Source organism: Dyadobacter ginsengisoli DSM 21015, assembly GCF_059568735.1.
The window spans coordinates 89945-103627 of sequence record NZ_JCANTY010000012.1; the positions used below are offsets into that span (position 1 = coordinate 89945).

The following is a 13683-nucleotide window of genomic DNA, read 5'->3' on the forward strand; positions in this document are numbered from 1 at the left end:
TCGTTAATTTCGGCCTCATTAATCATTACTAGTTCCTGATTTTCATGGCTGAAATTGCCCCTTCCATATTAGCCGCGGATTTTGCAAACCTGCAACGCGACGTTGAAATGCTGAATGCGAGTTCGGCCGACTATATCCATGTCGATATCATGGATGGAATGTTTGTCCCCAATATTTCGTTCGGTTTACCCGTCTGTGAAGCTATTCACCGGCATGCACAAAAGCCGCTCGACGTACACCTGATGATCGAGCAGCCCGACCGATATCTGGAAGCATTCCGGAATGCGGGAGCATGGGGCCTGACCGTGCACTATGAAGCATGCCCTCATCTGCACCGCACGATTCAGCATATCAGGGAACTGGGCATCCAGCCTGGCGTCGCACTCAATCCACATACACCGGTAGAAGTTCTGACCGAAATCCTCGGCGATGTTTCGCTTGTTCTGATCATGTCCGTCAATCCGGGCTTCGGAGGACAGCAGTTTATTGAGAACACTTACAGGAAAATCAACAAACTGAATAGTCTGCGCGAAAAGTTTGGATACAATTTTAAAATAGAAGTAGACGGCGGTGTAAACCTCAAGAATGCGCCGCTGCTGGTCCAGGAAGGGGTTGATATGCTGGTCGCGGGCAGTTTTGTATTTAATTCGGCAGACCCCGTCAAAACCATTGCCCAACTCAAAACAGTCAGGTCTAGTCCTTTCTGAAACCATTAATGAAAAGAAATAAATTCCTCGCCTGCGGTCTGATCATGGCATGTTGCCTGCTTTTGGCAGGGTTTGCTTTTCGGAATGAAGACCAGGCTCCGCCGAGATTCCCATTGAAAATCAGCCCCAACGGCCGGCATATTACCGATAATAACGGGACTCCATTTCTCATGGTTGCCGATGTGTCGTGGCAGTTGCTGCGAAAGCTGACGTATCCCGAGGCGATCCAATACATGGATATCCGCAAATCTCAGTCATTCAACACGCTTTTGGTACATTTGCTACCCATGCTGCCGACCCAGAAAAATGTGAACAAAGTTTCCCCTTTTCTGGATAACAATGATCTGACAAAACCCAATAAACCCTATTTCGACCACCTCGAAAAGATTATTATCGCAGCGAGGGAGCGGAACCTCGTAGTCGGGATCGTAGTATCGCGGCAGAGCTGGAATATTGTCTTCGACACTCAGAAGGAAGATGCCTGGCGGACTTACGGAACCTACGTAGGCAAGCGGTTTGCGAAATATGCCAACATTATCTGGATCGTCAGCGAAGAAGAATACCAGAGTGTTTCACAATTCAAGGCCATAGCCGAAGGCATCCGAAAAGAGTCGGACGGACAGATCCTGGCATCCCTCAATACCTGCTCCCCTACCAGCGTCAACGACAATTCTCCCAATCATTCGGAACTCAAATTCATCATTCCCGATTCCACGGTAACCCCTGCGGAATACGCAGCGCTGGCTAACTGGCAGAAAAATTCGGCGGAAACAGCATTAAGGCCCTTTCTTATAGCCAATTCGGAGTTTCCCAAGGAAATCACCGACCAGTCTACGCTCATCCGAAACCAGGCTTACCAGTCGATACTCAGCTCAGCTGCAGGCTTCTGCCACATGAGTACGATCAAGAATTTTAATCCGACCTGGAAAGTCAATATCAACAAAGACGGGGCTGAGTACATTCATCAATTGGTGAAGATCCTGAAAGGCATTCCCTGGGAATATATGCAACCCGATACGCCGGATATGCTGGTGGATTCCACTGACAAAGCGGAGATCGGCATTATTTCCCTGTCGAACAAACGCATGGCGATGTTGTATATCCCATCATCCCGGCAAGTCAAACTGGACCTGAAACATCTTGCGGGGACCGATTTCAGCGCGGTGTGGTACAGCCCACGGACCGGAAAACGATGGGCCGGCGGAAATCTCAGTTCCACAGAAGAAGCCATCGTACAACCTCCCGACTCCCAACCCGAATGGGACTGGATCCTTCTGATCGGCACAAAACAGTAGGATTGACATTCTTTCATATTCTTAATAATATTACTGGATGTTGGATAGCCCGGCCGGTATAGGATCACCCCATGAATTTACCTTTTAAAAGAATTGCATTTGGTCTGCTGATGGCAGTTGCTCCCTCATACGCTTACTGTCAGGAGACTTTATGGGCAAGTAAAGTGCTGGGGTATTCCTCCGAATACAGGCCTGAGCAGATCGGGCACGGATATCGTGCCAAACAGATTCTCGGCATTCCCAACAAACTTCCCGCATTCGGCGACAGCCCCTGTGCATGGACACCAGCAGATGCGGACGGCCGCAACGAGGAGTGGATCAAGGTAGGTTATGAGAAGGCTATTCCATTAAAACAGGTTGCCATCGGTGAGAATTTCAATCCCGGCGCCATCGCCCGTGTATACGCGTACGACGAGGGTGGCAAAGAATATCTGATCGCTCAAACTAAGCCGGGGCAACAGACCGTCCGCGGCAGGATGTTCAGAATTTTTCCTGAAAAGGATATCCGGGCCAATGCAATCAAGATCGTTTTACAACCGGACAAGGTCTCGGGAGCGAATCAGATCGATGCAATAGCCATTTCTTCCCAAACTGCTCCGATAGAGGCTGAAATCAACTTTGCGCCTTCCCTGGTGAAAGCCCAGAAAGAAAACCTTGGAAAGGCCATCAACACCAACGCCCAGGAGGTAGCCCCGATCATTTCGCCGGACGGGAAGACACTGTATTTTACTAGGGACAAGTATGAAGGTAACATTGGTTCGCCCAAGGAGGATGTCTGGTATTCAACCATGAACGAGAAGGGCCAATGGACTAATGCTGTTAACATCGGCGCCCCGATCAACAATGGTGAGCATAATGCCGCTACAAGCATTTCTACCGACGGCAAAACGCTTTATCTGATCAACATCTACAAGCCGGATGGTACAATGGCATTCGGCTTTTCCAAGTCATTCAAAACCAAAAATGGGTGGAGCTTCCCTCGGGAGTCTAAAATGGCCAACATAACGCGACCCGCATTAAGTATTGAAGCAACACTTTCCCCCTATGAGAATGTTGCGGTCCTTTCTGTCATTCGTAGCGACTCCGAAGGAGAAAAGGACCTGTATGTCTCATTTCTCCAAAAAGAAGGCGACTGGTCGGATCCACTCAATCTTGGCAGTGTGATCAACAGCGCTGATTATGAAGGCACGCCTTTTCTCGCATTTGATAACAAAACCCTCTATTTTTCTTCGCAAGGCCACGCAGGGTACGGAGAAGGCGATATTTTTGTTTCACGACGGCTCGATGATACCTGGCTGAACTGGTCCAAACCAGAGAACCTCGGTCCGGCGATCAATTCTCCTTTGTGGGATGCATTTTTTAACGCTCCCGCCACCGGCGATTTTGCCTATTTCAGCGCCAGCGAAAAAGTAATGGGGCAGGAAGATATTTTCCGGATCAGAATGACCCCTGAGATCAAGCCCGAGCCAGTCGCTATCATTTCCGGGGCTGTTTTGGAAGCTGAAACCAACAAAACCATCCAATCGGACCTCGTTGCAACCGTCAAGAAAACGGGACATTCATTTGCCCAGGCACTTTTCGACCCGGAGTCCGGCGACTACAAGCTGATCCTCCCTGCCAGAGAGACCTACATGGTAACCGCTTCCGGGAAAGGCTATTTCCCCTTTTCGGAGGAGATCGACCTTTCTTCCGAAATAGAGGCCCGCAATATCAGAAAGAACATTTATCTCCAGCCCATCAAAGCCGGTGAGCAGATAAGGCTTAGCAATACGATGTTTTCCCAAAGCAGCGCCGAAGTGACAACCTCCTCATTCGCCGAACTCGACAGGATTGCAGAGACCATGAATAGTTATCCCACCATGGAGATACTGCTCGAAGGCCATACCGATAACCAGGGCGAAGTCCAGAAAAACGTCCAGCTGTCAGCCGACCGTGTCGAGCAGGTCAAGAAATATCTGCTATCGAAAGGCATCGACGGGAAACGCATTCAAACCAAGGCCTGGGGACCTGCGAGGCCGATAGCGAGTAATCTCACGGAACAAACCCGGCAAAAAAACCGCAGGGTAGAGTTTACGATTCTTAAAATCTAAAAAATATCCTGTCACGGGAAATTTCCTTATTTTCGCGCCGTCTTGATATGTTTAAACTCGTTTACAATCATAAACAAGCGAAAAACAGCCATCAACAGCGAACATCTAATGTCTCCAAACCAAATCCAAGTAAGTCTGCGGTCACGACTCCTTCTGTGTTTTATCCTGATTGCGGGTACCGCGTTAAGACTTTACCATCTCGACCGTTACAGCATTTTCCTGGATGAAGCCAGCACACTGCTCGTCAGCCAGGGCATCGTACTCGAGGGCGCGAATCAGAAAGAGGCGTTTTCGACCCGTGAATTTGTGAGCTCACGCTTTTGGGAAACCCCAAAACATCCTCAGAAGCAGGTGTTGCGCAGTTTTATCGTCAATGAGATTTATCATCCGAAATCCTTCACGCCAGCCGAGTTCTGGGCGCCGAAGTCCATTCAGGACTATTACGAGGCCATGACCCGAAGCGACATTGGCAACAGCCCATTCTATTATCTGCTTTTGCATCCGTGGATGGACCTGTTCGGCCTTTCCGACTTTTCAATCCGTTTTTTCTCGGTTATTTTCAGCGTATTGATTATCGGTCTGAGCTACTTATTTGCCAAACGTTTCTTCGATGAAAAAACGGCGCTGATCACGGCAGGAATTACGGCCATCGAGCCCTTCTTTATTGCATACAGCCACCAGGCCCGCAATTACTCGATGACATTCTTCATGATGCTTTTGGCGACCTACCTGTTTTTACAAATCATTGAAAATAAGGCCGACAAGCGCAATACAATATGGCTCTATATCGGCTACATTCTTACTGCCGGACTTAGCCTGCTTTGTCATTTCCTCGCCGTTTCAGTGTTGCTAGCGCATGCATTATATGCATTGTTTTTCCTGAGAACATGGAAAGGTTGGATCAGAATGGCAATTTCGGCGGTACTTGCCCTTTCAGGCGTAACCTGGTGGCTGGTCGCCGGCGGCGGTGTTTACACCTTATCGTCACTTCAACATCAGGCCGATCTCTATCGCAGAATGGCCGAAACCGGCGCAGGTACTTTCGGGAATATCCTTCCGGCGACACCATTGAATGTGTTCAATAAATCGCTTCCCCTGTTTACAGATCTGATATTGTTCACCAATGGCCTTTCGGATGCATTGGGAGGGAAAAAGAATGTCGCCATTGCCTTGTTGACGGCCCTGATCCTAATCTGCTGGTACCGGTTCAAAGGCAAGATCAATGCGCCGGCCTGGCTTGCACCGCGGTTTCCTTATTTACTGATCATTGTAGTTTCATTTTTCTACAATAATCACAAATTGCAGTTCTGCATTCTGAGCGTCAGCCTGTTTGCATTATCATTTATTCCCGACCTGCACAAAGCCGCCAGTCCTGAACAGAAGAAAAGGCTCTGGCTGCTTTACATCATCGCATTGGTACCTTCGCTATTCCTAATCCTGATGTCGTTCAAAAACGGGCATACCTACGGCATCACGCAGCGATACTCGGGCTTCTCGTTTCCTTATGTGATCATCCTGCTCAGTTTGCTGCTTCAATATTACTCCACTTTGCAGTCGGAGTTCAGGGTGCTAATTTTCGTATTTCTTGCAGCCCAGCTTTATTTTGTCGGAATAAGGCTGAATGAATTCTATGAAGATCGCTCGCCAAAATATGGCTACTTCTCCGTGCCAAGAGCCCCGAACCCTTACATCGAAGCCGCGGCGAAAATAGAGGCGAGCTACCAGCCAGGAGATACCGTCTTTTATCCCGCACCGCGTTATGAGATAACCTCCGAAATGGACAGAACGTTTCTCCCCTACTCGATCCACGATGCACAGCTGACCAACCTCTATTTCCCCAAAGATGCGCAGTATGTTCAGGCCATGGATACGACGCAGACCGACAGGATATGGATCAAAAAAGCAAGTGGAGCAGGACCGCTCGAAATCATGAAACTGACCGGAAAACGTTACGGGTTTGAGTAGCCGGCACCAGTATTCTCACGGAGCCGTCAAATAAGATTTCGTATATTGCGGACTTAAAACCCAAGATTAGGCCATTATTTTGTAAGCAATTTCTTACATCGACATACAACAACTGGCATGACTGCAGAAGACATATTGAATGACCCGAAACAGATCAGCGGTGAACTCCGCCTGAAAATACTGGGCCTATACCACCAGGCCAATGCAGGCCATATCGGATGTTCACTTAGCTGTGTCGATCTGATGATTGCCATTCTTTTTCTTCAAAAATCGGCGGATGATACCTTTATTCTTTCCAAGGGCCATGCCGCGGCAGCGCTTTATGCCTGCCTGAATTCACTGGGAGAAATCACCGACGAAGAGCTTGCCACATTCTATCTTGATGGTACCACCTTGCCAGCGCACCCCGCTCCCCGCCAATACAAGGGAATACCCTTTGCGACGGGGTCGTTAGGTCACGGGTTGCCCATTGCAACCGGCATTGCACATGCCGCCAAAATCGGTGACGGTGCAACATATTCATTTGCACTGCTGTCTGATGGAGAGACAAACGAAGGTACCACCTGGGAAGCTGCGCACTATGCCATCCAGAATCAGCTGGACAATCTTTTTATGATCATTGACAAAAATGGCCTGCAAGGATTTGGTTTTACTGACAAAGTCCTGGGAGAAACTGCTTCCGTAGAAAAGTGGAATGCGATCGGGTTCGAGACAGTGGAAGTGGACGGCCACGATATTGCCGCCATCAGCGCGGTCATCAATGAATTGAAAGAACATAAAAACGGCCTGCCCAAAGCCATTATCGCGAATACCGTGAAAGGGAAGGGTGTCTCTTATATGGAAAACAAGCTGGAATGGCATTATCTGCCGATGAATAAAGACCAGTACGAGCAAGCTACGCTTGAAATAAAGGAACGCTATTTTAATGAATTGACGAATGCTTGACCATTTACCGGTTTACCGCGATAAAATAGAGAAATTAAAAGGGCCAGTTTTTGTTTTCGGTGCCAGTGGGTTCATCGGCGCCAATCTGTTCAATGATATATTCAAAATCCGCAAAGACTGCTATGCAGTAACGCACGACGCCACCAAAGCATGGCGCCTGAAACTTCTGAATGTACCCTTCGAGAATATTATCCACTGCGATATTCTCTCCGATAATTCGATACAGGAAGTTTTTAGCAAATACAAGCCACAAACCATTTTCAACCTGGCCGCTTACGGCGCTTACAGCAAACAAAGCAATGTAAACCTGACGTACGAAACCAACGTACTGGGAACGGTAAATATCCTGCAGAACTGTACGAAAGACATGGTTTACATCCATGCCGGCAGCAGCTCCGAGTACGGCTTTAACTGTACCTCTCCGAAAGAAACCGACCGGGTGGAACCCAATAGCCATTACGCGGTTTCCAAGGTCTCCGCAGCTTACCTGCTGGAATACTACGCCAAGGTAGCCAATCTCAAAACACTGAACCTCAGGCTCTATTCAATTTATGGATACTGGGAAGAACCCGATCGCCTCATTCCGAGACTGATCGAAAATGCAAGAAAAAAGGATTTACCGTCCCTGGTTTCCCCAGATATCAGCCGCGACTTCGTTTTTGTGGAGGATTGCGTCGAAGCGTTCCTCGATGCGGCTCTGAAGATCGACGAAACTACATCCGGAAGGTCGTATAATATTGCTACCGGACGTAAAACCACAATGGGCGACCTGGTGGACACCACCCGGAAAACTTTTGACATCGCGAAGGAACCACAATGGGGGAGCATGTCGAACCGCAAATGGGACCTGGCCGAATGGTATGGCGATCCTACGGCTTTCGAAAATGATTTCGGCTGGAAAGCTACCACTTCACTGGAAGATGGTCTCGCCCGTTACAGCCAGTGGCAGGAAGCGATCGGTTACGAGGAACGCCTGATCCCGGCTTTTGAAAATCCGAAGCTCAACCCCGTCATCACGGCCATTGTCGCCTGCTACAAGGATGCCCAGGCTATTCCGTTCATGTATCAGCGGCTCGTCAAGACCTTCAATGAACTGAAAGTACGTTACGAGATTATTTTCGTAAACGACAACTCCCCTGACAATCAGGAGGAAGTGATCAATGGTATTTGTGATAAAGATCCTAATGTGGTCGGGATCAGCCATTCCAGAAACTTTGGTTCACAATCGGCATTCCTGAGCGGGATGGAGATCGCTACGGGTGACTGTGTGGTGCTGATGGACGGGGACTTGCAGGATCCGCCGGAAATTATCCCGGCGTTTTATGAAAAATGGATGGACGGCAACGACGTAGTTTACGGCGTGCGTGTACAGCGCGAAATGAAGCCGCATATCCATTTCTTTTACAAATCGTTTTACAAGATCTTCCAGGGCCTCAGTTATATACCTATCCCGCGCGACGCAGGCGACTTCTCGATGATCGACCGGAAGGTTGTGAAAGAACTTGTGGACCTGCCCGAAACGGAACAATTCCTCCGCGGCTTACGCGCATGGGTAGGTTTCAAGCAAACCGGTGTGCCTTATGTTCGTCCGGAGCGTATGTTTGGCGTATCTACCAATAACTGGACCAAGAATATCTGGTGGGCAAAGAAGGCGATTTTCTCTTTCAGCTTCGCGCCGCTCGAACTGATGAGCTACGCCGGATTCGGGTTGACCGCCCTGTCTATTCTCGGAATCATCTGGCAGATCCTGGCCAAAGTTTTCTTTTTCCCGGATACGCCACGCGGAATTTCCACGGTTATTGTCCTGATCGTGTTCTTCGGAGGACTCACGATTCTCGGCATTTCATTTCTGGGAGAATACATTACCAAGATATTTGAAGAAACCAAGAAAAGGCCTAAATACATCCGTACCCGCATACGGCGTGGATCAAAAGCCTATAAAACAGCCGATGAGATCCGGGCACTGGTGAAGCAATTGAGAAAGTAAAATTGTTAATGGCCTTTAAAGCCAGTTGCTGTTTTCATTAAATTGCATACTATCAACTGATTAGCATAACTAATCTTTTTAAGTCAGGAATCAATCGGCTCAGAGCCCACTTAAAATGAGAAAAGAATTTTCAACAGCCATAGAAGAGTTAGCAGCGGAGGACGACTCCATTGTTTTTATCACAGGCGACCTCGGATATAATGCACTGGAAAACCTTCAGGCCCAAATGGGTAAGCGGTTTATCAATGCGGGTGTTGCCGAACAAAATATGGTGGGTGTAGCCGCCGGCTTTGCACACAAAGGCTACAAGGTATTTTGTTACAGCATTGCGCCATTTATTGTCTATCGCTGCCTCGAACAGTTCCGTAACGATGTCTGTTTCAACAACCTGCCTGTATTTCTGGTAGGCAATGGCGGTGGTTATGGATACGGCATCATGGGCAGCAGCCACCACACGATCGAAGACCTGGCCTGCCTGAGCGGCCAGCAGAATGCACAGGTATGGGTACCGGCTTTTGCCGATGAAGTAGGACCTGTTGTACGTCAGATCGCTGAGGACGCACGCCCTGCCTACCTGCGCCTGGGCGCGGGGAAAACGACACCTTCCGACAGCCATCTAACCGGTTCATTCAAAGTAATACACCGGCCGAAGCATGCAGAAATTACGGTTTTTGCACTGGGACCGGTTGCCAACAATGTGCTCTCGGCCCTAACGCTGGCACCCGAACTGGCGGAAAAAGTCAATGTCGTCACTGCACTCCATTTTCCATTACAAATTACCGATGAGCTTGCCTCTCTGGTGAAGAAAGCTCCGGCCCTCCTGGTGGCCGAAGAACATATCAGCACAGGTGGCCTCGCGCAGCAACTCACCGTTCAATTGCTGGAAAGAGGTATTTTCCCTTCGGTGTTTAAAAGTCTCAAAGCGGAAGGATATCCCAATGGCCGCTATGGCAGCCAAAGCTATCACCAGAAACTTTCAGGACTTGACCCGGATTCGATCCTGTCGAGCATCAGCCAACTAATGATTACAGCATGACGAAAAAGGCTTTAACCATTATCCTGAGCCTGCTCCTGCTGTTACCCGTCGCTATTTATTTCACGGTCTGGGATTACTATGCCATCAATATTCCCAAATGGGATGACCATGCGCTAAAGAAATTCATAGCCGAATACGCGCAAGCCGGTGACTGGCAAGGAAAAATACAAGCACTTTTTAGACAGCATAACGAGCACCGCATTGCGCTGACCAGGCTCTTTGCCTGGATCGACTATGCCGTTTTCGGGCATCTCAATTACCGGCATTTAATGACCACGGGCAATTTGCTGCTCCTGGCGGTGATTCCTTTGTGGTATGATTTGCTCAAAAAGAACAAAAAACCGCTTTTTGCATTGGTGCCCATCCCATTCCTCTGGATGACGCTGGCGTTTTGGGAGAATATGTATTGGGGGATGTCGGCCGTGCAGAATTTCGGAATAGTTACACTCGTGCTCTGGACGTTATATTTAGTTATCAATCCCAAAGTACTGCCATTTTCGATTGCCATACTGTTAAGCATAGTCACCGTACTGACAAGTGGTAACGGACTGGCTGTGTTGCCGTTGGGCGCATTGCTGCTTTTCCTGGCAGGAAACCGGAAGCGGTTTGCATTGTGGGCCGTTATCAGCGTCGCCGAGATATTCTGTTACTTTTATTGGTATACCAAACCAGAATCCAACCCCGAATCGAAAGCGTCGCTTTTACAGCTTGTAAAGGGCTATATGGCATTTTTGGGCTCGTTTGCAGAATGTATTCCGGTACTCGATCACACCAAAGTTTGCATTTTCCTCGGTGTCGTACTATTTCTCGTTGCTGTTTCTATCGGTTCAACCACACTTTTCCGGATCATCAGGAACAAGTATACAAACAAATTCGAGCGGACTACCGACCTGTTCTGTCTGGGAGCAATACTCTTCATCCTGGGTACTGCGGCCATTGTCGTTCAGGGACGCGCAGGTTTTGGATTCGATGTCCTCATTACAAGCCGGTACAAGATCTATTCCGTTCTCTTGCTGATCATCGCCTATATCTACGTCGTGGTCCCGATCCGGGGTAGTTTTCTTTCGCCTTACATTACAGCGATTATCGCATTGGCGGTGACATTCAATGTGTTCAGTTACCATTACCATCTTGTGGATGCTTACAATTTTAGAAAGCAGCTGGTAACGTGGCAATTCAACTGGACGTTTACGGATAAATCATTGAAATATCCATCCGACACGTCGTTCGCCGCTAATATCGTCGAAAAAACGCCGGTGATCTACGATAAATGGCTGCCCCTCATCGCCATTGCAGACCGCCAGAATTATGCCGGAAGCTCCCGCGGAATGGTCGATCTGTATGATAAGACGAAGTTTACAACCGATACCGCATCCATTAAAATAACCAATTCCACATTCACCAGCCAGCGGTTGCAAGACAGCGGTGTGTATGTGCTTTTGAGTTCGGAAAAGTGCTATTATATCTTCCCTGCATTACGGACAAGAAATACCAGCCGTAAACAGCTGTTTCTCAAACAATATTATTTCGCCCCCGGCTTCTATGCCGACATTCCTTTCTCTGAAATGGATAAGGGCACCTACAAAGTCGCGCTGATCCATCAGCAGGGCGATCAAACCGGCATTCTGTTCAAAGATCAGCGTGTGACGGTTAAAGAAATGCGTAAAAAAGAAGTGAAAGTTAACTGGTAACCATGCGCACCAATTCGGAAGGACACATTATACAGCTCGACGGCGTGCGCTTTATTGCAGTGGGACTGGTACTACTCGACCACCTCATCGTAGAGATCAATATCATCCCGTTCGGGGCCTTGGGAGTGACGATTTTTTTTGTGCTCAGCGGTTTTCTGATTTCACGTATTCTCCTCAAAAGCAAGGAAAAGACGTACGGGACGCCGGGTGGTTTCAAGAAATACCTACGCAAATTCCTGATTAGAAGGACAATCCGGATATTCCCGGTTTACTATCTGATCATCGCATTGCTATTCATATTCAATGTGCCGCCGGTGCGCGATAAGCTTGCCTGGCTCGCATTGTACGGAACGAACATTTACATAGCCCTGCACAAAACCTGGATGGGTTCGGTAGACCATTTGTGGTCGCTGGCGGTGGAAGAGCAGGTGTATCTCTTTTTCCCTTTCCTGATCTTTTTCATCCCGAAAAACAAACTGGTGCCCGTTTTGGGCATTATGGGTGTTCTCAGCATCTTACTACGTTTCTTCATTTTCTATACGGGCAGAATACCGGGCACCAACTTCGTCACCATGGGCGAATGGACGGTCACATATGTTTCTACGCCTGCATGTTTCGATTCATTCGCATTGGGCGGGTTAATGGCCTGGATGCAGCTTTACAAGAACGATCTGTTTGTCAGATTCTTTAACAAATCATGGCCCGTGTTGCTGGGGCTGGTGGGCTGGGCACTGATACAATGGTGGGCCAAATCGCTGGCTCAACCGTTCAATTTTCCGTACGTGGTGCTCGACAGAACCATGTCTTCCATTTTTGGGTTTCTGCTCATAGGTAGAGCTGTGATGGGTTTCAGAGGAGGAATGGCCTTGTTTCTTGAAAATCCGGTATGTATTTATCTGGGAAAAATCAGTTATGGGTTGTATTTGTATCACAATTTTGTCTACAATCATTTCCATAGCGGCCCGATGCACCCGACGGTACGTCTTTTCAGGAAAATCTATCAGTATGTACCCGACCTGAAAGGCAATATTGCCTTCGAAGCACTGATAGTGGTTTCTCTCACGATCCTTGTAGCGTCGGTGTCATGGCACTTTTTCGAGAAACCCATTAACGCTCTGAAAGACAAGTACGCTTACTAAATAATGAAACCTCATAGCCCGGTTACAGGCTTTATTTATTAATTTCGCGCAACCATACCAAATACGCTTTTGCATGTCATATCTTCTGAGTATAGTAATGCCCGCATACAATGAACAGGATTGTATCGAAAAAGTAGTTTACAGTTGGACAAACTTCCTGAAAACCAAATTCCCTAACGATAACACTACACTGATTGTAATCAACGACGGGTCTAAGGACAATACTCAGGTTCTGCTCGATAAGCTGGGTACCGAAATCTCCAATCTGACGGTGGTTCATCAAAAAAACGGCGGTCATGGCAATGCGGTGGTAAATGGTTACCGTAAAGCATTGGAACTGAACTCCGAATACGTATTCCAGACGGATAGCGACGATCAGTTCGTTTCTGATGATTTTGATAAACTCTGGAGCAAACGCTCCCAATCCCAATTCATACTGGGCTATCGCGAAGTGAGGCATGACGCAGGTGTACGCCTGTTCATTACCAAATTCCTCCGCGGAACCATCTCGACTGTTTATGGTACTTTCATCATGGACAGCAACATCCCATTCCGTTTGATCAAGGGCACTTTCCTGAAAAAACTGATGGCTCAATTACCGAATCCGGAACCCTTCGCTCCGAATATCTTCCTGGCCGTGATGGCTAAAAAATCAGGACAGGAGCTGTTCGATATCCCCATCACCCACAAAGACCGGGAAACCGGCACCGTTTCAATCGTGAAATGGAACCTGTGGAAAGTTTGTATACGAAGCTTTAAAGAACTCTTGCGGTTTCGCCTCGAACTGAATGATAAAGTGAAAGCGATCCGCGCTTAAAAAACAGGCTT

General features: G+C 48.1%; 10 protein-coding genes. All 10 read left to right on the forward strand.

The genetic code is table 11. The features are described from left to right. Positions 1-44 precede the first annotated feature (44 nt). Positions 45-707, forward strand: a complete 663-nt coding sequence (rpe, locus tag BP71_RS34080; protein WP_496386153.1) for a ribulose-phosphate 3-epimerase — start codon at positions 45-47, stop codon at positions 705-707. An 8-nt stretch (positions 708-715) separates the two neighbouring features. After that, positions 716-2002, forward strand: coding sequence for an apiosidase-like domain-containing protein (locus tag BP71_RS34085; protein ID WP_496386154.1), 1287 nt, complete (start codon positions 716-718; stop codon positions 2000-2002). A 71-nt stretch (positions 2003-2073) separates the two neighbouring features. Beyond that, a complete protein-coding gene (locus tag BP71_RS34090; RefSeq protein ID WP_496386155.1) occupies positions 2074-4092 on the forward strand; it encodes an OmpA family protein in 2019 nt (672 codons plus the stop codon). 108 nt (positions 4093-4200) lie between these two features. Further along, positions 4201-6057, forward strand: a complete 1857-nt coding sequence (locus BP71_RS34095) for a glycosyltransferase family 39 protein (protein ID WP_496386156.1) — start codon at positions 4201-4203, stop codon at positions 6055-6057. 117 nt (positions 6058-6174) lie between these two features. Beyond that, a complete protein-coding gene (locus BP71_RS34100; RefSeq protein ID WP_496386157.1) occupies positions 6175-7002 on the forward strand; it encodes a transketolase in 828 nt (275 codons plus the stop codon). Beyond that, positions 6995-8989: an NAD-dependent epimerase/dehydratase family protein gene (locus BP71_RS34105; protein ID WP_496386158.1), complete on the forward strand. Its 1995-nt coding sequence runs from the start codon at positions 6995-6997 to the stop codon at positions 8987-8989. The genes BP71_RS34100 and BP71_RS34105 overlap by 8 nt, the downstream gene beginning before the upstream one ends. 115 nt (positions 8990-9104) lie before the next feature. Continuing rightward, positions 9105-10025: a transketolase family protein gene (locus BP71_RS34110; protein ID WP_496386159.1), complete on the forward strand. Its 921-nt coding sequence runs from the start codon at positions 9105-9107 to the stop codon at positions 10023-10025. Further along, entirely contained in the window at positions 10022-11716 is a 1695-nt protein-coding gene (locus tag BP71_RS34115; RefSeq protein ID WP_496386160.1) for a hypothetical protein, read from the forward strand. The genes BP71_RS34110 and BP71_RS34115 overlap by 4 nt, the downstream gene beginning before the upstream one ends. Positions 11717-11718: 2 nt before the next feature. Then, entirely contained in the window at positions 11719-12855 is a 1137-nt protein-coding gene (locus tag BP71_RS34120) for an acyltransferase family protein (protein ID WP_496386161.1), read from the forward strand. A gap of 73 nt (positions 12856-12928) precedes the next feature. Beyond that, positions 12929-13672: a glycosyltransferase family 2 protein gene (locus tag BP71_RS34125; RefSeq protein WP_496386162.1), complete on the forward strand. Its 744-nt coding sequence runs from the start codon at positions 12929-12931 to the stop codon at positions 13670-13672. Positions 13673-13683 lie beyond the last annotated feature (11 nt).

Coding starts and splice junctions, on each gene's coding strand:
- BP71_RS34110 (WP_496386159.1), top strand. CDS start 9,105: ATGAGAAAAGAATTTTCAACAGCCATAGAAGAGTTAGCAGCGGAGGAC.
- rpe (WP_496386153.1), top strand. CDS start 45: ATGGCTGAAATTGCCCCTTCCATATTAGCCGCGGATTTTGCAAACCTG.
- BP71_RS34085 (WP_496386154.1), top strand. CDS start 716: ATGAAAAGAAATAAATTCCTCGCCTGCGGTCTGATCATGGCATGTTGC.
- BP71_RS34120 (WP_496386161.1), top strand. CDS start 11,719: ATGCGCACCAATTCGGAAGGACACATTATACAGCTCGACGGCGTGCGC.
- BP71_RS34100 (WP_496386157.1), top strand. CDS start 6,175: ATGACTGCAGAAGACATATTGAATGACCCGAAACAGATCAGCGGTGAA.
- BP71_RS34095 (WP_496386156.1), top strand. CDS start 4,201: ATGTCTCCAAACCAAATCCAAGTAAGTCTGCGGTCACGACTCCTTCTG.
- BP71_RS34115 (WP_496386160.1), top strand. CDS start 10,022: ATGACGAAAAAGGCTTTAACCATTATCCTGAGCCTGCTCCTGCTGTTA.
- BP71_RS34105 (WP_496386158.1), top strand. CDS start 6,995: ATGCTTGACCATTTACCGGTTTACCGCGATAAAATAGAGAAATTAAAA.
- BP71_RS34090 (WP_496386155.1), top strand. CDS start 2,074: ATGAATTTACCTTTTAAAAGAATTGCATTTGGTCTGCTGATGGCAGTT.
- BP71_RS34125 (WP_496386162.1), top strand. CDS start 12,929: ATGTCATATCTTCTGAGTATAGTAATGCCCGCATACAATGAACAGGAT.